We start from the raw sequence: 20,882 nt of genomic DNA on the forward strand, positions 1-20,882 counted from the left end.
CCCGCCCTCGTACGCGCCATCGCGTGCAAGAAGGACTACTAGTTCCCCGCAGTCATTCGCACCTGGCACGCAAAGGCGACCGGTGCAAGGCACTCCCCCGCAGGTACGGCCCCGACCAAAAAATCCAAACGGGCTGTCCAATTTGCGCAAACGGGCGCCCAGGTGGCGATACCACTTCACTGCTAAACCGATCGTGCTGGCGCTTGTCGCGATGCTGATCTGTTGGCCGCTAGGCCTCTTGCTATGGGCCAACTCCAAGCTTGGCCACACCGAAGCTTTAGATAACGTAGGCGAGCAGTCGGGACAAACCTATTTGCTGGCCGGCTCGGACGAACGCAATACCTCCGAGGGGAAGAGCGGCATTGGCCCAGACGGTACCGAGGGGCACCGGGCCGATTCAATCATGCTCATCCACAAGGCCGCCAATGGACAGTCGGTAGCTATCTCCTTGCCCAGGGACACTCTGGTAGATATCCCAGACTGGGGCTATAACAAACTGAACGCTGCCTACGCTTATGGCGGCGCGCCGCTCCTAGTTACATCGGTTGAAAAACTGACTGGAATAAGAGTTGACCATTTCGTGCAAATAGGAATGGGCGGAGTTGAACAGATGGTTGATGCGGTAGGTGGCGTCAACCTCTGTATGGATCTAACAGTTCAGGATCCGGAGGCTAAATTAGACTGGAAAGCCGGTTGCCATGATGCCGACGGGAAGACTGCACTTGCCTTTTCTAGGATGAGGAAGTTCGATCCACGCGGTGATCTGGGTAGAGCTGACAGGCAACGACAGGTTGTAAATCAGGTGCTGAAGAAGGGGCTCTCCCCCGCCTCCATTATCAATCCGTTCAGGCACGTAGCACTTGGGGGCGCGGTAGCCGAGTCGCTAACTACTGACCCGGACACTGGGATTATTTCGCTGGCCAAACTTGGACTGGCCTATAAGAACGCTTCTTCTGCCGGACTTACCGGTATTCCCCCCATTGGGACCACCGACTACTATGTCGAGGGCGCCGGCTCCACCGTACTCCTAGACGAAGAGAGGGCGCCGGAGTTCTTTTCCAAGGTAAAGCAGGGCACTCTTACTAAAGCCGATTTCCAGTCTGTAGACGAATAAAGGGTATAAAAAAGGTGGTTGGGGGACTCTCCCAACCACCTTTTTCTATCTACTTGTCCGCGTTGAAGGCCTCAACATCGATGGCGCGGTCGTGCGCCTGCCATGCCTTCCATGCAGATTTCAAGATATCCGAGACGTCGTATTTTGCCTTCCAACCGAGCTCTTCGGTAATCCGGGACGCGTTACCAATTAGCTGCGGCGGATCCCCCGCACGGCGGTCGAGCTCGTCTGCAGTGAACTTCAGTCCCGTGACTTCGCGGAGCCCATCTACAATCTGCCGCACCGAGGTGCCCTTGCCGGTTCCCACGTTGAAGGTGTGGTAGTTCATTTCCTTTCCGGAAGCCACATAGTCGAGGGCGGAAAGATGCGCGTCAGCCAAATCCAGTATGTGGATGTAGTCGCGAATACAGGTACCGTCAGGAGTGTCATAGTCTGTGCCGAAGATCTTCGGGTTGTCCCCGTTTGCCAGGCGGTCAAGCAGCATGGGAACGAGGTTTAGCGTTGCGGGATCTTCCAAGTCATCCCAACCGGCACCGGCGACGTTGAAGTAGCGCAATCCGATCCACCGGAGTCCCCACGCCCTCTGGCAGTCGGCCATCATCCATTCGCCGATAAGTTTCGTTTCGCCGTATGGATTGATCGGGTGCTTCTCTATGTCTTCGTTGACTACCTCTACGGGAGGCATGCCATAGACGGCTGCCGAAGAGCTAAAGATCATCTGCTTGACATCAGCTTCCTGCATAGCCTGAAGCATATTTGCTAGGCCACCAATGTTCTGCTGGTAATACCACGTCGGTTTTTCTACGGATTCGCCAACCTGCTTCCGCGCAGCAAAATGGATCACAGCGCTAACATTCTCTTCACGCATAGTCTGCGCCAGCTTCTCCGGCGCCTGGGCGCTTGCAATGTCCAGTTCGACAAGCTTCGCATCGCCGATGCGGTCAGCTTTGCCATAAGAGAGGTCATCGACCACCACTACGTCCTCGCCCCTGTCGGCCAGGAGTCGAACCACGTGCGCGCCGATGTAGCCGGCGCCTCCAGCAACTAAAATACTCATTTATTCCCCTCTAATCTGTTCTAGCTCTGCATCAAGCCGCTTGCCTTTTTCAATGGCTACTTCGCGCAGCGACTGTTGATATTTCTTCATGGCCTCGCGAATCTTGCGAGCCCCTTCTCCTTCTCCGGCGCCCAAGATTCGGGCCGCAAGCAAACCAGCGTTCTTTGCTCCGCCTACGGAAACGGTAGCTACCGGTACTCCCCCGGGCATCTGCACAATAGAAAGCAACGAATCCATGCCGTCAAGATATTTGAGCGGCACAGGCACACCGATGACTGGGAGCGGAGTTACTGCTGCAAGCATGCCCGGCAAATGTGCCGCTCCGCCGGCTCCCGCAATAATCACGCTGTAACCGGCCTCTTCTGCCTGTGCTCCGAACGCGATCATGTCCGCAGGCATCCGATGAGCGGAAACAACTTTTGCGTCATAGTCGATACCGAGCGCAGTCAGCTCCTGCGCGGCAGCCTTCATGGTGGGCCAGTCGGAGTCTGAACCCATTACAATTGCAACCTTCATTTTTCCTTCCCCTGCAAAATATCGACAACCCTACGAGCTTTCCGAGCGCATTCGCTCGCATCGGCGCCAACTACCGTAACGTGACCTAGTTTACGTCCCGGGCGGACCCCTTTGCCGTAGTAGTGCACCTTGGCTTCGGGAACTTCCGCGAGCGCACGGGGGTAGGCTTCGCGTGGCTCTTCAAGTTCGGATCCCAGCAGGTTCACCATAGCCGCACCATCACTAACTGGGGCCGTGTCTCCTAAGGGCAGATCCAGTACTGCGCGCAGGTGTTGCTCGAATTGTGAAGTTATCGAGCCCTCGATGGTCCAATGCCCACTATTGTGCGGGCGCATAGCCAGCTCGTTCACGTACAGCTTGGTGTCTGCGCCGTCCCCTACTGCGAACATTTCTACTGCCAGAACACCAGTTACATCTAGTTCAGTAGCTATGCGTTCGCCCAGTTCCCGTGCCTGTTGGTCAATTTGGTCGGACAGGTCGGGTGCCGGAGCTAACACGACCGAGCAGACCCCGTTTTCCTGGATCGTCTGGACCACCGGCCAGCATCTTACTTCTCCGGACGGACGGCGGGCGAGGAGCACCGCTAATTCTTTATCAAATGGAACGGCTTCTTCCGCCAGGAGGGTTTGCCCGTCCTCCAAGCGATCGAGCCAGTCCTGTGCCTCAGCTAGATCTTGAATCTTCAAGACTCCCTTACCGTCATAACCTCCGGTAGGAGTCTTCAATATTAGAGGAAGACCTACCCGGCTTGCGAAGTCGGCAAGTTCTCCCCTGCTTGCGACTTCGGCCCACTGCGGATTTGGAGCCCCAATCTTGTCCATTACCTGCCTCATCCGCAACTTATTTTGCGCATAGACCAACGCGGCAGGTGCGGGCCTTACTGGTACCGGCAAAGTTTCAAGGAAGGCGTTCGGCACGTGCTCGTGTTCAAAGGTTAGAACCTGGGCGCCGGTTACCAACTCTTCGACTGCCTTTTCATCATCTGCCTGCCCAACGGGCGAATCTGGAACCACCTGCGCTGTAGAGGCTTCAGTCGATTCGACTAAAACCCGCAGATGGATTCCCAACGCGTTGGCGGCTTCTTGCATCATGCGGGCTAGCTGCCCGCCTCCGACTACTGCAATAATTGGTGCACTCACACTTGGATTCTATCTTTGGGAGGGCGAAACACCTTCGCATAAGGTGGGTACGTGCAATATATTTCAAAAATCATGAGCCCTAACTGGGGTCAGCTCTGGCGTTTCGGGGTGTGTGGAGGTTTAGCCTGGATCGTCGACACAGGGGTTTTGGATTTATTGCTCTATCTAGGGCTCTTCCCGCTCCTCAGCAAGGTTATTGCTGTGTGCGTCGCTACCGCTTTTTCCTGGTCAATAAATAGGAATTGGGCTTTCAAAATGCCCAACAGTGCCAACCTTGTGAAAGAAGCCTTCGAGTTCGCTCTAGCCAATGTGATCGGCATGATTCCCCCTCTTATATGCCTCTGCATTAGCCACTATCTACTGGGCTTCACATCGGCTTTCGCAGATACAATTTCAGCAAATGTTGTGGGGCTGGCATTTGGAACTATCACCCGGTATTTCCTGTACAAATACCTGGTTTTCACGCCCAACCCCTAATTGGGGGTCGCGACTTTGCGCCGCTCTTTAGCAGAGAACAGCAGAAGCAACGCTAGTGGAACTGTGAGGGTAAGGAATGCCGAGTACCTGAACACTAGCGAGTGAGGAGAGGCAAGAAATAGCGTCCCCATGATAACTGCAGACGGCAATAGGGACACTAGAACGTCCCTTCTGCCATATCGCAGCGCTGCTACACAAATTAGCACTAGTCCCCACATCCATGCTCCTGTGCCGCGAGTCTTCTTCAGCACAGGCAGCCAACTCGCGTTAAACACCTCGTCCGCTTTCTGCGGCAATTGAGATTGATTGACCACGCCGTGCTTGCGCAAAGTTGCAGTGTAGCCATATTGGTAGTTGGTCTCGTTGCTAACTAACTGGGTAAAAGTGGACTGGGTAGTACTTCCGATTTCATTCCCTGACGCAGTCCAGTATGGGTAGGTGTGGTTTATGTAGGCGCGCGCAAAATTACGCGGGCAAGATAAAGCGGAACTGAGGAAATGCTTTGGAAATTCCTCCTTGTGCTCCTGTATGTAGCCCCACTGGAACTTCGGGTTGTATTTTACCGAATCGATAGTCACAGGATCATAGACATGTGCCCACAGATCGAGCGGGAAAATTTTACTGTAGAAGGCCAGATCATCCGGCGGCAAACAACCTCTATTTACCTTAATCGTGTACCCAATCATCTGAAGCGGAACCCCAACTGATTCCGCATATTTATGGGGACCTGCATAGTGGGAGGATATGACTGCTGGGATAGAGCCTATAACCAACGCAGCAATACCCGCCAAGGCCGCAACTTTTCTACGTCCTTTTGCCCAGCCAACGGCACACACTAGCGCAATTAGAACAAGCAATGTTCCGTTGTTTCGACTGGCACTTATTACGACCAGTACCACCACGAAGAGGGCGACAAACGCGGGGCGGGTGAAAGGCTTCCCCCTACTATTGAAGATCCTCACCAGCATGACACTGAGCATGGCAATTCCCAGCATGAATGGGGAATCTTTTACCAGGGCTATTGCGTAGTCACTCACCACAGGGAAAAACGCCGCATAAATAATAAAGCCCACAACAAGGGGGGTGCGCACGCGCATTACGTTCAGAGCGTCTACCACATACACCAGCCCGGCGGCCCACAGAAGCACCTGGACTACAGAGGCAAAAGCAATTCCTCCTGCCTGACTACCGAACAGATATTCTCCCACAGCCGTCAGCCCGGTCAGATAGATTCCGAATCCGAGGGGGTGCTGATTCGAGACTTCTAATGGCCCTTCGAAAACTGCCCAAGAATCGTTCATTGCCACTGCTGGCCAAAAACGTACGAGCGGTATTAGCCATGCAGCTACGAAGATAGCGAAAGCACTGAGGTTCAGTTGGAGGCGAGGCAAAATGCGCCTACGCGCCGCCCAGTTAGTGCGTCCACCCCATGCTAAAAATGCACTGGCAATTGCGCCAAGCAAAAAATACTTTATGAACCGGTACGGGCTAGCAACAGGAACAGCCGGGTTGAGCTGGTGAGCCACTATTTGGCCCACAATGTTCACTACCGCGAACGCTAATCCTCCGACTAGGACAAAGCCGATATAACGGAAGTCCCAAACCTTGCTAAGAGATGCTCGCATAGAAGCCCTAACCTTTCAGCTGCGCGAGGATATTCCTAGTTCTTCTTCGTGAAGAGGGCGGCATAACCCAAATAATTGCAGGTCGCCCCTACCGCCATAGCAGCTATTTTAGAAGCCGCCCGAGCAGCAACAATAGGACCATGCCAAATAAATCCTGAAATATGCATCACTGCCCAGATAACACCGGACTGAAGGACCATTCCTGTGAATAGGGTAAGTCCAGCAAACGAAACAAATGATGCCCAGGAAATGCGTTTCGATTCGAACACAAAGAAATTGTTAACGAAGTAGGATGCGACGATAGTGATTGCGGTGGAGAAAATATTCGCTACCACTTCGGGCAGGCCTATTACAGACGAGAAAAACAAAAATAGAAGAAAGTCCATCAATGAAGTACCCACTCCAACGAATAGGTACTTCACTAGCGATGGCTTCAACCACTTATTCCCCATCAGCTGGTGCCTCATATTGCAGGTATGCCAGGCGGGCGATTTCTTGGCGAGCACGCAACACCCCACTTAGCGTCATTCCTACCGTCAAAGACAGCGCGCTGATCACTGCAAGTCCGGATGCTAGAACTGCCGATGGAAGGCGGGGCACCAGCCCTGTTTGAATGTAATCCCACACCACCGGTGCGCCGATGAGCAACGAGAAGATGGCCGCAATTAGGCTAATTATCCCGAAGGTTGCAAAGGGCCGCTCGTGCGCTAGCAGGCGCGCGATCGTGCCCAGGATCTTGAAACCGTCGCGGAATGTCCGCAGCTTCGAATCCGACCCCTCTGGGCGATCTTTGAACCCCACCTGATATTCGGCCTGGGGCACTCCCAACCGCATCGTATGCACCGTGAGTTCTGTTTCGATTTCAAATTCTTTAGAGAGGGCGGGGAAGGATTTCACGAACCTTCTAGAGAAAACCCTGTAGCCGGAAAGCATATCCGTCACCGGCATTCCAAATAGGCCTGACACTAGCCGATTAAACAACCTGTTGCCCTGCGCATGCCCAGGACGGTATGCGGTGGATTCCGGATTATCCATCCGGCATCCGAGGACGTGATCCAACCCTTCCGAAAACAGCTTCGCAACCATTTTCGACGCTGCCGCTGCCTCGTACGTATCGTCGCCATCGATCATCACATAGGCGTCAGCATCAACGTCGGCAAAGGCCCGCCTAACCACGTTGCCTTTTCCCTTACGACCTTCGAAGCGCACCACTGCCCCAGCGGCTTTTGCCTCACTGGCAGTGTTATCTGTGGAATTGTTGTCGTATACGTAGATAGTTGCCTGCGGAAGAGTTTGCTTCAGGTCCGAGACTACTCGGCCGATGGCGGCTTCTTCGTTATAACAAGGGATAATCACCGCTACATGGTCACGCTTTTTCACATTTAGCCCTTCTGGCCAACAAACACAAAATTATCTTCGCAATACCGCACCCGATTGCAGCCTTATTGCTCTTACCTCCCGAATTATAAAGATTCCTCCATCAAAAACACACTCACCACCAGCTTTTATTCACAGGTGTTTTTGTAGTGGTGCCCACATTTATCGTCTGCTTAGCCGGCTCGCCTACTAACAGGATGGCTAGAGAAAAAGGGGCCACCAAAGCCAAGAATGCTACGTATCTAAAGGGATAGGACACAGGAGAAGCCACCAAAAGAGTGGCATAGATTAGCGCTGAGGGAAATGCCAGTGCTAATCCTGCATATCTACGCCGGTACAGAAAGCCACCTACCGCTACCAATAGGGCCCACGCCCACGTACCAGCACCGGGAAAATGGGCAGTGCCAGTCCGGAACCAGGCCATCACTGCGGAGGTGAGCCCATCTGGCAGCAGCGAGTGGTTGCTTATCCCCCGCTTTCCTAGCTCCTGCCGCCACGCAGTGCTGCTAGCTGAATCATTCGACACTAAAGAGTGAAAGATGGATTGACTGGTTCTGCCAATGGGACGGGTCTGGGGCGACCAGTAGTTCCTGGTGTGCAGCAGATACCCTTTCGCAGCGGACACAGGACAGGAAAAACTATAGGCCACAAAGTGCCGCGCAAACTCACCCTTCGTTCGTTGCAGGTAGTCTCGATCGAACTGACCATTATCTTTAGTAGCATCTACTGAAAGCGGCGAATATGCCTGCGCCCACTGTGCAATTGGCATGATCTTAGAGAAGTAGGTGCGCTGCGCCCTCGGAATGCACTGTGGTTGCGCCCAGATGCCATACCCGATCATCTGAAGGGGCATGCTGACTGACTCTACATATTTATGAGGGCCCACGTAAATCTTCGAGATCTGTCCCGGTATGGACCCAGCCACTATAGCTGCAACTACGATCCCAATTGCAAGTTTCCTATTGCTATCGCAGATGAAAAACAACAGTGGCACCATGATCACGGTAAGCGCAATCCCGTTGTTACGCATTGCAGTTACCGCGAGCGCTGAGAAGAACAATGCGATCTGGAAGCCTCTACTACCTACTGCACTTCCCTTACTTACCCAGACACGAAACAGCAAAACGGTTATTGCTGCGATAGCTATCGAAAACGGAGAATCTTTAACTAGGGCTATGGCATAGTCACCCACCACGGGAACGGCTGCCGTGTATGCCACGAATGCGTATATCACCATCCTTGGGGCGCCAGTCATGCGAAGTGTATCCGCCATAGCTGCTACCACGAGCGCCCACAGCACCATTTGCACCATTGCGGCAAAGGCCAGCCCTCGCGACACATTCCCTAGCAACAAGGACCCACCATGTACCAGTGCGGACAGGCCGTACCCGTAGGCTAAAGGATGCTGACTAGAGGCAGCTAAAGGCTCACTGAGGATAGCCCAGGTGTCGTTCATCGACACCCCGGGCCATAGGCAGGCTAACAGGAGCGACCAGCTGAGAAGAGGAATCAAAAAACCAGCCAGTAAAACCCTGCGCCTTGGCAGAGGCGCGGGCGCGCCCTCCCGCCCCGCCAACGCGAACACCAATCCACAGATCACTATTGCGAGGACGAAGACAGTCCCCGTACGAGCAAGGGAAAAAATTGCCCAGGGCTGGGCCTTCCCTTCCGGGACGATCTGCGAGAGAAGATCAAAGGCGCTAATCGCCATTGCGGAAAAGAGCGTGTAGCCCCAAAAACGCAAGTTCACTCTAGAGTGCGCCGACCTGGAAGTGTTCCCCACAGCCATACTCCCCTCCAATGCCTTACCCCACTATGTCCTTCCTGCCCACTGCAGCCTCAAAGCCTTCTTCTACGCCTTCCCATGGAAACCATGGCACCTCGTGGCATCACTTTATCCGGATCCAACGATGTGGGAAGTGCTGCTAGGGAAATGGTGAAAATCGGAGGCTGTCGCTGAGTTAGTTCAATACGTCCCCCATCAGCCTGTACTAGTTCGCGGGCGAGGGCTAGACCGATGCCCGATGAGCCATGGCCCGATACCCCCTTCTCGAAGATTTTTGGGGCCAATTCATCTGGGACGCCATCGCCCTCGTCCGATACTTCAATGAAGACCGACCTAGAGGACTTTCCCTTGCGAGTACTAACCTGAACCTTGCCCTTGCCATACCTAAGCGAGTTTTCTATCAAAGTGGCAAGCACCTGCGACAGATTTCCCGGAGTTGCAAGCACTACCCGCTCAGCGTCGTCCACGAACACGAGCTCGCGCCCCGCGTTCTTAAAAGCTGGCTCCCATTCACCCTTCTGCTGGGTGAAGATTGCGTCCAGCTTCACGGCCTGCGTTGTGCCACCGGACCGTCTTCTTGAGGACAGCAAATCAGTTACTACCTGAGTTAGGCGCTCAACCTGCTCTAGACATGCACCGGCTTCCTTGCGCACCTCTTCGTCGTCCGAGATCAGCTCTATCTCTTCAATTCGCATCGACAATGCAGTTAGAGGCGTCCGCAGCTGGTGAGAGGCATCAGCGGCGAACTGCTGCTCGGCGGCAAGTCGGCCTGCGATGCGCTCGGAGGTATGCGCTAGTTCTTGGGCTACCAGGTCTATTTCTTCGATTCCCGAAGGTTTGATGCGAGCTCGCACCTCGCCCTGTCCGACCTGTTCAGCCTGCGCCGCCAAGTAGATAAGCGGAGCAGATAGCCGCCTAGAAGAGCGGAACGCCAGCACTGCTGCCACCCCTAATGCGAGGGCGGACAACAACACCACCAGCAACACGAGCATTGCAGCTTGGCCGATTGTGGGCCACGCAGAGGTTTCAATAAAAACGGTATTGCCATTTGAAGAAACCGTCGACACTGAGATGGAGGGCCAGGAAGGTCGTTCTCCGGCCTCAGTGGCCGCGGCATGTGCGCCATATACCTTTATCCAAGTGGATTTTCCGGCCCCCCAATATCCCAGGTTCGCATAATCCATCGAGGCGCCAGCACCCAACGTGTGATCGGTAAGCCGAGCAATAGCAGCGGCCTTCTCGTTTAGGGCAGCTGCGGTCGACATCCAGACATAGGCTGACCCTAAGATAGCGAGCGGCAACCCCAGCAACAACACGCCGGCGGTAGCCGCCCACAAAGTCATTAGTAGCGCACGGCGGCGCAACTATGCCTCTTTCTCGAAGCGGAAACCCATCCCTCGTACGGTCGTAATGTAACGAGGGCGAGCCGCATCGTCACCCAGCTTCCTCCGCAACCACGACACGTGCATATCCAGCGTCTTGGTGGAATCGGTGGGGTCAGAGGACCACACTTCCCGCATCAAGGTTTCCCGTTCCACCACATTGCCGGCCTCACGCACCAGCACCCGTAGCAGTTCAAATTCCTTTGCGGTCAATTGCAGCTCAGTATCGCCCCGGAATGCCCGGTGTGCAGATACGTCTACGCGAATATCTTGCGCTTCTAGGTAGCCGTCGGAGGAATCGCTGCCAGCGCGGCGCAGCAGCGCCCGCACTCGAGCCAACAGCTCCGCCAAGCGGAACGGCTTAGTTACGTAGTCGTCAGAGCCCGCATCTAGGCCAACTACCATGTCGACCTCGTCAGTACGGGCGGTAAGAATCATGATGGGGACAGAAGAGCCTCCGGCGCGGATCTGCCTAGCAACATCCAGGCCATCAATATCAGGCAGGCCCAAGTCCAAAACCACTAAGTCAGTGCCAGCTAGATCGGCCAGCGCACCTTTGCCGGTACCGTGAGCCGACACTGTGTAGCCTTCCCGCCCAAGCGCGCGGGCAAGCGGCTCGGAGATTGCGGGGTCGTCTTCAACAAGTAAAACTCTAGTCACATGCCAATCGTAGCGCACGAAGACAAAAAATTGTTATCGAGGCTGAAAAATATTTACACTTTACATGCATCAGATTTACCTGTTTTTGACTCTGCCTGCCCAGCCAGCGGAAATGCCTACAGGGTCCGCAAATATTTCTCCCAATCTAAGAAATACGGAACCACTGTGCCCACGCCCCGCAGGTCTGCCGGATCCGCCTTCCAAATCAGAGAGTCATCAAACTTAGAGTCCGCATAAAGCATTTGCGCAGTCTGCTCATCCATAAAGATAGACGCCCTCGGGGCAATGTCCACTAGGCGCGAAGCTAGGTTCACAGGGGGGCCAAAAATGTCTCCTGAGCGCGAGACCACTCGCCCACACACAAGAGATGCTCGGACCGGAAGAAGCTCCTCAGAAGTCACCAGGGTGTGCACCAGCTTACTGGCCACGCGCAGCCCCGTGGCTAGATCGTCGCATACCCACAGCACAGCATCGCCAATGGTCTTCACCACCCTGCCGCCATTGCGCGTAACCACGTCGCGGCACCGAAATTCAAAGCCCTCAACTAGATCTGCCAACGCCTCCGCCCCGAGGCCGGCCGACCGCCTGGTATACGCGACCATGTCGACAAATCCCATAGTCCGGCGGAGCGGATAGGTATCAGCTGTCATGTCTTCCATTCCGCGCTGGCCCACCTCGTCATCGATATGAGTAAGCAGTGCTGCCAGCTGGCGTCTCCAGGCATACCTAACCTGCTTCTCTAAAATGCCCGTGAACTGGTCAATACGGTCGAGCAGCAGAAGCCTGGCGGTAGTATCGTCCAGATCATATTGGGACACCAGGTCCTGCACTATTGCCTCAGTCTGCCACAGCACCAAACGATCCATGGTGTGCGACTGCGCGCGCAGCAGCGAGGTCGCAGACCTAGTTTTGAGCCCGAGCTCGCTCATAAGCGAGAGCCAAGACTTCAACGATGCCAGGTCTAGCTCGGTGAACATATCCTCGTCTGATTTCAAGTCAGGAAAGCCCATAGCGCGCCAGAACCGCTCCGCATAGGCGACCTCGCACCCCGCAGCCTCGGCCAGCTCCTTGAGATTCATCGTGGGCCGACCCCCGATGAGCACGTTTCTTGCAGCGTCGATAGTGGCCCCCGGCATTGAGCCGGACGATGCCTTCGCTTGGGTCAACTCCCCACCCTTCCGTAAACGGTATTGCCTAGTTCACACTACCTGTTTTTAATGTTGCCGGGGTAAGGCCAGAAGAAAAGTTCCTAATATATACATATGAATCTTGTTCTAGCCTCGCAGTCACCGGCACGCCTACAAACTCTAAAACATGCAGGTTTGCACCCCCAAGTACGGGTAGCAAACGTCGATGAAGCAGCCCTACTTGCCAAAGCCAAAGACCTGCCCACCACAGGGAAAGTTGCCAACCTGGCCAAGGCGAAAGCGCAAAAGATTGCCGCTTCCGACGATTTCTCTACCCCTACCTGTATTGTAGGGTGCGATTCGATGCTGCTAATTGGTTCAGAGCTCGTTGGCAAACCACATACCGCAGAAGTAGCCCGCAACCGCTGGCAGAAAATGCGCGGTAAAACCGGCACCCTGCTGACCGGACATTACCTACTAGTTGGCACCAGCGGCAATTGGCAAGAAAAGGGCGAAACTGCAAGTACTACCGTCCACTTTGCCAACCTCTCTGACGCCGAGATCGATGCCTACGTGGCTACCGGTGAACCACTAGAAGTAGCCGGCGCATTCACCGTAGATTCTTTAGGAGGGGCCTTCGTCACCGGAATCGAGGGCGATTTTCATTCAGTAGTCGGCATCTCCTTACCGTTGTTGCGGCAAATGTATACCGAGCTGGGAGGTTTTTGGCCCGATCTGTGGAAGTAGTCCGTAGCGGCGCGAGGTCGCGGGCGCGCCAAGGCTCGCGTCCGCGACTGTTACGGCCGGCGCTACGGTCTTCAGTTACTAAACAGGGGCTCTTTGTTTAACCGGTCTTCCGCAGCGCGAATTCGCTCGTCAGAAGCGGTCAGCGACATCCGCACGTGCGAATTGTCCTCATAGAATGTTCCTGGAGCCACTAAGATACCGATCTTCGCCAAGGCCTCTGCGATCTGCCATGCGTCCATACCGGGGGCAGAAAGCCACAGATACAAGCCGGCCACTGACTGCGGATCATGTATCAAGCCGGCGTTCGCAGTAGCCTTCAGCAATCGCTGTCGCCTATCCGCATACAATTCGCGCTGGGCTGTTACATGTTCCCTATCCGCAAGGACCGCACGCATTACATGCTGGATTGGAGTAGGCATCATAGCCCCCAGGTGCTTGCGAATCCCAAGCACGGTGGAAACTAGTTTAGGGTCACCAGCCATAAAGGCTGCCCGATAACCGGCAAGATTAGATTGCTTCGATAGCGAATAGACCGAAAGTAAACCCGTGGTGTCCCGATCGCAAACCCGATCTTCCAAGATCGATGGCGCCTCAGGAGTATCCCACACCAATTCGGCATAGCACTCGTCGCAGGCAACAATAGCGCCGTGGTGGCGCGCCCACTTTACGATCTTCCGCAGCTCGATCACAGATAGTACTCGTCCGTCCGGGTTCGAGGGCGAATTGAGCCATACCATCTGCGCGCTCGGCCAGGTATCTGGGTCTGGCCCCACCGGCACTGGAGTTGCCCCGGTAACCCGAGCTCCGACCTCGTAAGTTGGGTAGGCAACCTGTGGCATGAGTACCCGATCGCCCGCACGCAGACCCAAGTAGAAGGGCAGCCCCGCCACTAGTTCTTTAGAGCCAACAGTGGGGATAACCCCGTGGGCGAGGACCGCACTAGCGCCCCGCTTCGCGTGGTACCACCTCGCTATGTCCTCGCGCAGTTGCGCACTCCCCTGCACCGGCGGATAGCCGGGAGCGTCATACGCCTCGGCTAGGGCCTGGCGAACAAAGGCTGGCACGGCATCGACTGGGGTACCAATCGATAGGTCCACGATGCCATCTGGGTGCCTTTTGGCAGTTTCTTTTACTGGTTCCAGGGTATCCCAAGGGAACACTGGTAGTTCTAAAGCGCGCGGCAACATGTTAGGCCTGCGGGGGCAGCTCAGCAATCATGGGATCATCATAGTCTACGGGCCCGACGGCTGCGGCACCGCCCGGAGATCCGAGATCCTTCAGGTTAAAGAAATCAGTATTAGCGCGGTAATAGTCAGACCATTCTTCGGGCAAATCGTCCTCGTAGAAAATGGCCTCAGTGGGGCAAACAGGTTCACAAGCCCCGCAGTCAACGCACTCGTCGGGATGAATGTACAAAGTGCGAGCGCCCTCGTAAATGCAATCCACCGGACACTCATCCACGCACGCGCGGTCTTTGACATCCACACACGGTTGAGCGATGACGTAAGTCATGAATACACCTTCCTGGTTCTTCCCTTTCCAAGCGTCTAAACTAGTATGTCCCACGATGGACCAAAAGACTTATTCATGTGATAGCCCTAACCCTCCGAAGCTGCCGTGGCTCGAATGGAAGGTGGGCGAACGGGTAGTACTTCGGTATCGCGAACCGGACGGCTTCTACGACGCTCTAGGCGAGGTTTTGCAGGTAGAGCGCGATTTCGTCGACATAATGACCCGGAAAGGAAAGGTCCGCGTGCCCGCCCAAAAGATGGTCACGGGCAAGAGGGTTCCGCCCCGCCGGTGGTAACCACGGCTGCCTTCCAGAGGGCGGAAAACGTCACTGTCGTCTTATTTATTTACGCCAGGTGGATGCGCAGTCCAGGATTTCTAACCCGAGTCGGCATGGCTACCATTACTTTACGAAGTAGCGCGACGTAATCTTTTTGGGCATCCTCCCGCCGCACTACCACCCGAATGATCCGCTTAGGGGGCGGAGAAGCAAAGCGGCGGAACCTAATGTCCTCGTCCGTCTCGTCAGTGCCGGACACAGCGAGCGAGGGAATAAGTGCTGGCCCCACCCCGGCCCGCACCATCTGCTTTAGAGTTTCTACGGAATTTACGTGATAATCCGCCCGTTCCTTGGCTCCCACCTGAGAACAAAGAACCAGTGTCTGGTCGCGCAGGCAGTGCCCATCCCCCAAGAGCAGCAGCTCAGTCCCCTTTAGGGCTCCGGTGTCGATGCTGCCATAGGAGCGAGCCAGCGGGTGTTCGACCGGCAAAGCCAATACAAATGCCTCGTCGAGGACGGGAAATTGCACCATCTCGGGACCAAAATCATCATCTGCAAGGATCGCCACATCAAGTTCTCCCTTGCGAAGATGTTCCTTTAGAACTCCCGACTTTTCGTCCTCAACTAGGAAGTGTATATCGGGAGCTGCCTTGCGCATCTGCGGCAGCAAGTACGGCAGCAGGTACGGAGACAGGGTGGGAAAGACCCCGAGTCGCACCTCGTGCACCACTGGTTCTGTGCCACTGGCCAATGCCTTGATGCGATCCGTAATCGCAAAAATTTCGAGCGCCTCAACTACGATCTTCTGGCCCACCTCAGTTAGCTGCGCTCCCTGGCTGGACCGCTTCACCAGCTGGGCTCCCAGTTCAGTTTCCAGGCGCCGGATCTGGGTGGACACGGAGGGTTGAGCGACTCCCAATGAGATCGCGGCACCGCGAAAGGAGCCCTGCTGTGAGAGGGCCACTAGATACTGCAGCGACCGAAAATTCAACAGGACTCCTTTGCGTTAGTTGCGAATTGAGTGCTCGAATGATCCGAGGGCGGCATTCGCGCCCTCACCCATGGCTACCACTATCTGCTTGTGAGGCACGTTTGTGCAATCACCTGCAGCAAATACTCCAGGAATTGAGGTGGCGTTGGACCGATCAATGGCGATCTGCCCCCGGTCCAGCTCCAGCGTTCCCTCTAGCCATTCCGTGTTGGGCACTAGGCCGATCTGGACGAACACGCCCTCTACGGGCAGGGTCTCTGAAGAGCCATCGCTCTTTTGGACCACCAGTCCGCTGACCGCATCGCTTCCCAGGATTTCTTTAGAGGTAGCTGAAGTAAGCACGCGAGTGTTGGGCAGCGAATTCAGCTTGTCTACCAAGACCTGGTCGGCACCGAGGTGATCCATTAGCTCCACCACGGTTACGTGGCTTGCCAGTCCGGCAAGGTCGATTGCTGCCTCGATGGCCGAGTTGCCACCGCCGATGACGGCTACCGGCTTGTCCTGGAAAAGAGGACCGTCGCAGTGCGGGCAGAAAGTTACGCCTTTATTGCGGAGTTCTTCCTCGCCGGGGATGCCGGTGGTGCGATACCGCGCACCGGTAGCCAGGATGACCGACTTTGCCTTCAGCTTGACGTCGCCAGCGAACTCAACAACAAAGAGGTCGCCTTCCTTGCTCAGGCGCTCCGCCTGCAAGGACTCCATAAGGTCGACCCCATTGGCTACCATGTTCTGGCGCAGCTCGGCAGCAAAATCGCTACCCTGGGTCTTCGAAATGGCAATCAGGTTTTCAATGCCAGCAGTATCGTTTACCTGCCCACCTACTCGCCCGGCAGCGACTCCGACGTTGAAACCCTTGCGCGCCGAATAAATAGCCGAAGAGGCACCGGCCGGGCCTGCTCCAACTACCAGCACATCGAAAGGTTCCTTCTGATTGAGCTTGTCGGCAGTGCGCGCGGCAGAACCTGTATCCAGCTTTGCCACAATCTCGGCCATGGACATACGCCCCTGGCCAAATAGTTGCCCATCCATGTACACAGTGGGCACCGTCTTCACTCCCGCACCATCAACCTCGGCGCGGAAGGCTCCGCCCTCGACAGCGGTGTGGCTCAGGTTCGGGTTTAGCACCGCCATAGCGTTCAGGGCCTGCACCACATCAGGGCAGTTCTGGCACGTCAACGACATGTAGGTAACGAACTCGTGCGGTTCAGAAAGCTTGGTGACTTCCTCGATCGTGTCCGCGTCAGCCTTCACCTCGTGGCCACCAACCTGCAGCAAGGCGAGGACGAAGCTGGAGAACTCGTGTCCCATAGGCAGGCCCGCAAAGCGGACCCGCGGCTGCTCGCCCTTTTGCCGGATGCCGAAAGACGGTGTGCGCTTGTCCGGTTCCTCGACCAGAGAGATCTTGTCGGAAAGTGCGCTCACCTCTTCTAGCAGCTCACGCATTTTTGCCGACCGATCCGTGTCATCGAGCGATGCGACAAACTCGACCGGGCTGGCGATCATGCCGATGACGCCAGCTACCTGGTCGAGCGTTTTCTTGTCGAGCATCAGAGCTTACCCGTCAGGTCGAAGCTCGGGGTTAGAGTTTCTTCGCCCTCTTCCCACTTCGCGGGGCAGACCTCACCCGGATGGTTGTAGATGTACTGCGCAGCCTTGACCTTGCGCACCAGCTCAGTGGCGTTGCGACCGATTCCCTCGGCGGAGGTTTCCAGGTACTGGATCACTCCATTGGGATCGATCACAAAGGTCGACCGGTGGGCACAGCCTTCGCTGGCGTCCAAAGATTCAAAAGCGCTGGCGATTTCTCCGGTCGGGTCGCCCACCATCGGGAACTTGATCTTGGCGATGCGGTCAGAGGTCTCGTGCCACGCCTTGTGGGTGTAGTGCTTGTCAGTCGAGAACGAGTAAACCTCAACGCCCAGCGAGGAGAGCTCGTCATAGTTTTCGGCCATATCTTCAAGCTCGGTCGGACATACGTATGTAAAGTCTGCCGGGTAGAAGAAGATGATTGCCCATTTGCCTTCATAGTCTTTAGAGGAGACGTCTACGAATTCGCCGTTGTGGTAGGCAGTGCCGCTCCACTGCGGTGCCTGAGTATTAATGAGAGACAAAATAACCTCCAATTTTGTTTTTGCGAACCATCGCAACTGACACACCCAGTGTACATATAGCTATCATCAACCGCTAGCGTTAAAGCATTCTCCTATAGCTGCAGGTGTGCTCGAGGGCGACACTTGCTTCCCACTCCAGCGGCTCGCTGCCACTATGCGAAAAGCCCCGCCGAAGACCTCCAAAGAGGTGCCCGGCGGGGCAAGGCAAATGCCTGTCTCCTACTTGTTCTCGCGGCGCGCCTTGGCGGCGATCTTGAATCTATCCTGTGCGTTCAGCACAACCTTGCGAATACGGATGGCCTCAGGGGTTACCTCAACGCATTCGTCCTCGGCAGCAAATTCGAGCGATTCTTCCAAGGTCAGAGTACGCGGCGGCACCAGGCCTTCGAAGGAATCGGCACTTACCGCGCGCATGTTCGTCTTCTCTTTTTCCTTGCAGATATTGACGTCCATGTCCTCGTTGCGCGAATTCTCGCCAACTACCTGGCCTTCGTACACCTCGGAGCCCGGCTGAACCATGAATGCACCGCGTTCCTGCAGCTTGATCATCGCGTACGGGATAGCCTTACCCGGACGATCCGAGACCAGTGACCCGGTCAAGCGGCGCTCAATCTGGCCGTGCCACGGTTCGTAGCCAGCGGAAATCGAGTAGGCGATGCCAGTACCACGGGTGTCAGTAAGGAACTTAGTGCGGAAGCCAATCAGGCCACGCGCCGGAACCATGTATTCCAGGCGAATCCAGCCTGTTCCGTGGTTTGCCATAGTGTCCATGCGACCCTTGCGAGCGGCCATCAGCTGGGTGACGGCGCCAAGGTGTTCTTCGGGGATGTCAATAGTCATGGATTCCATCGGTTCGCACCGCTGACCATCGATCTCTTTAGTAACTACTTGCGGCTTGCCAACGGTTAGCTCGTAACCTTCGCGACGCATCTGCTCTACAAGAATTGCCAGGGCTAGTTCACCACGGCCCTGCACTTCCCAGGTGTCGGGACGCTGCGTAGGAAGCACGCGGAGCGAGACGTTGCCGATCAGTTCGCGATCCAGCCGGTCCTTCACCTGCCGCGCAGTTACCTTGGCACCCTTCACTCTGCCTGCCATCGGAGAGGTGTTAATACCGATAGTTAGCGAGATAGCCGGATCATCGACCTTGATTAGCGGCAGCGGCCGCGGATCTTCCAGATCTACTAGCGATTCGCCAATGGTGATGTCTGGAATACCGGCAATAGCAACTATGTCGCCTGCGTGCGCCTCTTCGACCGGCACGCGATCAAGCGCCTCCGTGGCCAGCAACTCGGCAATGTGCTCCCGCTGCATGGACCCGTCGTGGCGCACCCAACCAACTGTTGCCCCCTTCTTAAGGGTGCCATTGTGAATGCGTAGCAGTGCCAGCCTGCCCAGATAGGGCGAGGCATCCAGGTTTGTAACGTGTGCCTGCAGGGGCGCCTCCGGATCGTAGGAGGGCCCGGGAATGCGCTTGATGATGGTCTCGAAGAGCGGTTCCAAGTTCTGGTCTGGCAGCTCTCCCGGAGCTGGCTGCTCTAGCGAGGACTTGCCTGCCTTAGCCGAAGCATAAACAACCGGCACATCCAGCAGAGAGTCCAGATCAATATCGGCGCCGTCATTTACCAAGTCATCTGCCAGGTTCAGCAGCAAGTCCATGGTCTCTTCACGCACCTCGTCGATGCGCTGGTCGGGGCGGTCCACCTTGTTGATCACGATGATTACAGGCAGGGCGGCCTCTAGCGCCTTGCGTAGCACGAAGCGGGTCTGCGGCAGAGGGCCTTCAGAAGCATCGACTAGCAGCACTACGCCATCGACCATGGAGAGGCCTCGTTCGACCTCGCCCCCGAAGTCCGCGTGCCCAGGAGTGTCAATGACGTTGATTACGACCTCGTCGCAGCCGGAGTGCTTGACTGCAGGACCGGAGTAGCGCACGGCGGTGTTCTTCGCCAAAATGGTGATGCCTTTTTCGCGCTCGAGGTCGCCGGAGTCCATAATGCGCTCGCCACGACTTTCGACCGTATCGTGCTCACCGAATGCACCCGACTGCCACAGCATGGCGTCGACGAGCGTGGTTTTGCCGTGATCGACGTGTGCAACGATTGCGACGTTTCGAAGATCTTGGCGAATTGCCATATTGCTCCTTATTAAGACTCGCTAGCGGCTATCTGGCCTTTTATATGGTACGTCCAGCTACGTCTTATTCCCGCCCCCAGCAGGGCGGTATTGGTCACGATTAGCGGACTATTCCTGGTCTTGAGTGCCCGCCTGGCCCTCTTCTGGGGCAGCGGGACCGCGGTGACGGCCATGTCCAGTTTCGGAGTTCCGCTTTGCCTTTTCGGCATCAGAAAGACGAACCCCATAAGCGGGCTGCTCGGTTGACTTGGAGCCAAACGCCGTAGGGCCAGCAGGTTCTGAGCCCGCCTGGATCGGCCTATTTGCGGCTTCGAGGATATTTCCTGGCGCGCCGGCTAGTGCCTGCCGCGCTTTTGCAGCATCTGCGAGGGCAAGCACTGAAAAACGCGAAGCTGCAACCGAGGTAACTGAGGTGTAATCCTGACGCCGCTTCTTGCCAGCGATCGCGTGCACGGCAACATTGATCAGCCCAAAGATGAGGGTGATAACGCCGGCGGTAATAATTATTGCCGCCCCGCCCAAATCCGGGTTGATGAAGGCGCTCAACAGTCCGAGCATGACGCCCCACCAAAGCCCATTAAGAGCTCCGCGAGCAAATGCCTTGCCGGCCGTTGCCCGTCCTGTGACACGCTCGACCATTACTAGATCGGTACCAATAATAGTTAAGGTATGCACCGGGTAGTCGGCCTCTGCCAGCGCATCTACTGCAGATTGTGCCTCCGCGTAGGTGCGAAATGAAGCCACTTCGGTACCCTTGGGAGCCGGGGCTTTGCCAACTGGTGAAGTAAAGTTTAGTGGTGTAGACATAGTATTGAGTTTGCCAGAAAAGTAGTTTGAGCGCGTCTGCT

21 protein-coding genes are annotated in these 20,882 nt (G+C 55.8%); 4 read left to right on the forward strand and 17 right to left on the reverse strand.

The window, feature by feature from the left end:
• The first annotated feature begins 82 nt into the window (after positions 1 to 82).
• Entirely contained in the window at positions 83 to 1,114 is a 1,032-nt protein-coding gene (locus tag QP400_RS00850; RefSeq protein WP_004805956.1) for an LCP family protein, read from the forward strand.
• 49 nt (positions 1,115 to 1,163) lie between these two features.
• Here the strand turns inward: QP400_RS00850 and galE are convergent, their stop codons facing one another.
• Genes galE through QP400_RS00865 form a run of 3 tightly spaced genes read right to left on the reverse strand, consistent with a single transcriptional unit; the run spans position 1,164 to position 3,826 of the window.
• Positions 1,164 to 2,171 (reverse strand): UDP-glucose 4-epimerase GalE, encoded by a 1,008-nt coding sequence (gene galE, locus QP400_RS00855; RefSeq protein ID WP_004805955.1) that lies wholly within the window; start codon positions 2,169 to 2,171, stop codon positions 1,164 to 1,166.
• Positions 2,172 to 2,687, reverse strand: coding sequence for a 5-(carboxyamino)imidazole ribonucleotide mutase (purE, locus tag QP400_RS00860; protein ID WP_004805953.1), 516 nt, complete (start codon positions 2,685 to 2,687; stop codon positions 2,172 to 2,174). It abuts the gene before it with no gap.
• Positions 2,684 to 3,826, reverse strand: a complete 1,143-nt coding sequence (locus tag QP400_RS00865) for a 5-(carboxyamino)imidazole ribonucleotide synthase (RefSeq protein WP_004805951.1) — start codon at positions 3,824 to 3,826, stop codon at positions 2,684 to 2,686. Before QP400_RS00865 ends, purE begins: the two co-directional genes overlap by 4 nt.
• Before the next feature lie 51 nt (positions 3,827 to 3,877).
• Here QP400_RS00865 and QP400_RS00870 point away from each other — a divergent pair, with 51 nt between their 5' ends.
• Positions 3,878 to 4,303, forward strand: a complete 426-nt coding sequence (locus tag QP400_RS00870) for a GtrA family protein (RefSeq protein WP_004805949.1) — start codon at positions 3,878 to 3,880, stop codon at positions 4,301 to 4,303.
• On the opposite strand, the gene QP400_RS00875 is transcribed toward QP400_RS00870, so the two are convergent.
• The 7 genes from QP400_RS00875 to QP400_RS00905 all read right to left on the reverse strand — a co-directional run bounded on the left by QP400_RS00875 (position 4,300) and on the right by QP400_RS00905 (position 12,299).
• Positions 4,300 to 5,928: a DUF6020 family protein gene (locus tag QP400_RS00875; protein ID WP_004805947.1), complete on the reverse strand. Its 1,629-nt coding sequence runs from the start codon at positions 5,926 to 5,928 to the stop codon at positions 4,300 to 4,302. The two genes, QP400_RS00870 and QP400_RS00875, sit on opposite strands and share 4 nt — an antisense overlap.
• A 35-nt stretch (positions 5,929 to 5,963) precedes the next feature.
• Positions 5,964 to 6,380: a GtrA family protein gene (locus QP400_RS00880; RefSeq protein WP_004805944.1), complete on the reverse strand. Its 417-nt coding sequence runs from the start codon at positions 6,378 to 6,380 to the stop codon at positions 5,964 to 5,966.
• Positions 6,370 to 7,308, reverse strand: a complete 939-nt coding sequence (locus tag QP400_RS00885) for a glycosyltransferase (protein ID WP_004805941.1) — start codon at positions 7,306 to 7,308, stop codon at positions 6,370 to 6,372. Before QP400_RS00885 ends, QP400_RS00880 begins: the two co-directional genes overlap by 11 nt.
• 112 nt (positions 7,309 to 7,420) lie before the next feature.
• The gene (locus tag QP400_RS00890) at positions 7,421 to 9,094 is read right to left on the reverse strand and encodes a DUF6020 family protein (protein ID WP_004805940.1); all 1,674 of its coding nucleotides are present in this window, start codon (positions 9,092 to 9,094) and stop codon (positions 7,421 to 7,423) included.
• Between the two features lie 50 nt (positions 9,095 to 9,144).
• Positions 9,145 to 10,434, reverse strand: a complete 1,290-nt coding sequence (locus QP400_RS00895) for a HAMP domain-containing sensor histidine kinase (RefSeq protein WP_004805938.1) — start codon at positions 10,432 to 10,434, stop codon at positions 9,145 to 9,147.
• A 21-nt stretch (positions 10,435 to 10,455) separates the two neighbouring features.
• Positions 10,456 to 11,133, reverse strand: a complete 678-nt coding sequence (locus QP400_RS00900; RefSeq protein ID WP_040314880.1) for a response regulator transcription factor — start codon at positions 11,131 to 11,133, stop codon at positions 10,456 to 10,458.
• 116 nt (positions 11,134 to 11,249) lie between these two features.
• Positions 11,250 to 12,299, reverse strand: a complete 1,050-nt coding sequence (locus QP400_RS00905; RefSeq protein WP_048707215.1) for an adenylate/guanylate cyclase domain-containing protein — start codon at positions 12,297 to 12,299, stop codon at positions 11,250 to 11,252.
• 96 nt (positions 12,300 to 12,395) lie between these two features.
• On the opposite strand from QP400_RS00905, the gene QP400_RS00910 reads away from it, so the two are divergent.
• Positions 12,396 to 13,007, forward strand: a complete 612-nt coding sequence (locus tag QP400_RS00910) for a Maf family protein (protein ID WP_004805932.1) — start codon at positions 12,396 to 12,398, stop codon at positions 13,005 to 13,007.
• A 71-nt stretch (positions 13,008 to 13,078) separates the two neighbouring features.
• Here the strand turns inward: QP400_RS00910 and dapC are convergent, their stop codons facing one another.
• Complete coding sequence (dapC, locus tag QP400_RS00915) at positions 13,079 to 14,194, reverse strand: succinyldiaminopimelate transaminase (protein WP_004805931.1); 1,116 nt, start codon at positions 14,192 to 14,194, stop codon at positions 13,079 to 13,081.
• 1 nt (position 14,195) lies between these two features.
• Positions 14,196 to 14,519 (reverse strand): ferredoxin, encoded by a 324-nt coding sequence (gene fdxA, locus QP400_RS00920; protein WP_004805928.1) that lies wholly within the window; start codon positions 14,517 to 14,519, stop codon positions 14,196 to 14,198.
• A 55-nt stretch (positions 14,520 to 14,574) separates the two neighbouring features.
• Between fdxA and QP400_RS00925 the strand changes: the two genes are divergently transcribed.
• A complete protein-coding gene (locus QP400_RS00925; protein WP_004805927.1) occupies positions 14,575 to 14,814 on the forward strand; it encodes a putative acetyltransferase in 240 nt (79 codons plus the stop codon).
• Between the two features lie 49 nt (positions 14,815 to 14,863).
• Here the strand turns inward: QP400_RS00925 and QP400_RS00930 are convergent, their stop codons facing one another.
• The 5 genes from QP400_RS00930 to QP400_RS00950 all read right to left on the reverse strand — a co-directional run bounded on the left by QP400_RS00930 (position 14,864) and on the right by QP400_RS00950 (position 20,841).
• Positions 14,864 to 15,787 (reverse strand): LysR substrate-binding domain-containing protein, encoded by a 924-nt coding sequence (locus tag QP400_RS00930; RefSeq protein ID WP_004805925.1) that lies wholly within the window; start codon positions 15,785 to 15,787, stop codon positions 14,864 to 14,866.
• A 15-nt stretch (positions 15,788 to 15,802) separates the two neighbouring features.
• Entirely contained in the window at positions 15,803 to 17,335 is a 1,533-nt protein-coding gene (gene ahpF / locus QP400_RS00935) for an alkyl hydroperoxide reductase subunit F (protein WP_004805923.1), read from the reverse strand.
• Positions 17,335 to 17,898 (reverse strand): alkyl hydroperoxide reductase subunit C, encoded by a 564-nt coding sequence (gene ahpC / locus QP400_RS00940; protein WP_004805922.1) that lies wholly within the window; start codon positions 17,896 to 17,898, stop codon positions 17,335 to 17,337. Before ahpC ends, ahpF begins: the two co-directional genes overlap by 1 nt.
• A gap of 219 nt (positions 17,899 to 18,117) precedes the next feature.
• Positions 18,118 to 20,034, reverse strand: coding sequence for a translational GTPase TypA (gene typA / locus QP400_RS00945; protein WP_004805919.1), 1,917 nt, complete (start codon positions 20,032 to 20,034; stop codon positions 18,118 to 18,120).
• Positions 20,035 to 20,142: 108 nt separating this feature from the next.
• Positions 20,143 to 20,841 carry a YflT domain-containing protein gene (locus tag QP400_RS00950; protein ID WP_004805918.1) on the reverse strand — a complete coding sequence of 233 codons (699 nt, stop codon included), beginning with the start codon at positions 20,839 to 20,841 and terminating at the stop codon, positions 20,143 to 20,145.
• Positions 20,842 to 20,882 lie beyond the last annotated feature (41 nt).

This window comes from Winkia sp. UMB3158 (assembly GCF_030217145.1).
Classification (GTDB): Bacteria; Actinomycetota; Actinomycetes; order Actinomycetales; family Actinomycetaceae; genus Winkia; species Winkia anitrata.

Excerpts from the sequence above, each read along its gene's own strand:
- QP400_RS00880 (WP_004805944.1), bottom strand. The coding sequence starts at position 6,380 with ATGGGGAATAAGTGGTTGAAGCCATCGCTAGTGAAGTACCTATTCGTT.
- QP400_RS00895 (WP_004805938.1), bottom strand. The coding sequence starts at position 10,434 with ATGACTTTGTGGGCGGCTACCGCCGGCGTGTTGTTGCTGGGGTTGCCG.
- ahpF (WP_004805923.1), bottom strand. The coding sequence starts at position 17,335 with ATGCTCGACAAGAAAACGCTCGACCAGGTAGCTGGCGTCATCGGCATG.
- QP400_RS00925 (WP_004805927.1), top strand. The coding sequence starts at position 14,575 with ATGGACCAAAAGACTTATTCATGTGATAGCCCTAACCCTCCGAAGCTG.
- dapC (WP_004805931.1), bottom strand. The coding sequence starts at position 14,194 with ATGTTGCCGCGCGCTTTAGAACTACCAGTGTTCCCTTGGGATACCCTG.
- QP400_RS00950 (WP_004805918.1), bottom strand. The coding sequence starts at position 20,841 with ATGTCTACACCACTAAACTTTACTTCACCAGTTGGCAAAGCCCCGGCT.
- fdxA (WP_004805928.1), bottom strand. The coding sequence starts at position 14,519 with ATGACTTACGTCATCGCTCAACCGTGTGTGGATGTCAAAGACCGCGCG.
- QP400_RS00910 (WP_004805932.1), top strand. The coding sequence starts at position 12,396 with ATGAATCTTGTTCTAGCCTCGCAGTCACCGGCACGCCTACAAACTCTA.
- purE (WP_004805953.1), bottom strand. The coding sequence starts at position 2,687 with ATGAAGGTTGCAATTGTAATGGGTTCAGACTCCGACTGGCCCACCATG.
- QP400_RS00875 (WP_004805947.1), bottom strand. The coding sequence starts at position 5,928 with ATGCGAGCATCTCTTAGCAAGGTTTGGGACTTCCGTTATATCGGCTTT.
- typA (WP_004805919.1), bottom strand. The coding sequence starts at position 20,034 with ATGGCAATTCGCCAAGATCTTCGAAACGTCGCAATCGTTGCACACGTC.
- galE (WP_004805955.1), bottom strand. The coding sequence starts at position 2,171 with ATGAGTATTTTAGTTGCTGGAGGCGCCGGCTACATCGGCGCGCACGTG.
- QP400_RS00890 (WP_004805940.1), bottom strand. The coding sequence starts at position 9,094 with ATGGCTGTGGGGAACACTTCCAGGTCGGCGCACTCTAGAGTGAACTTG.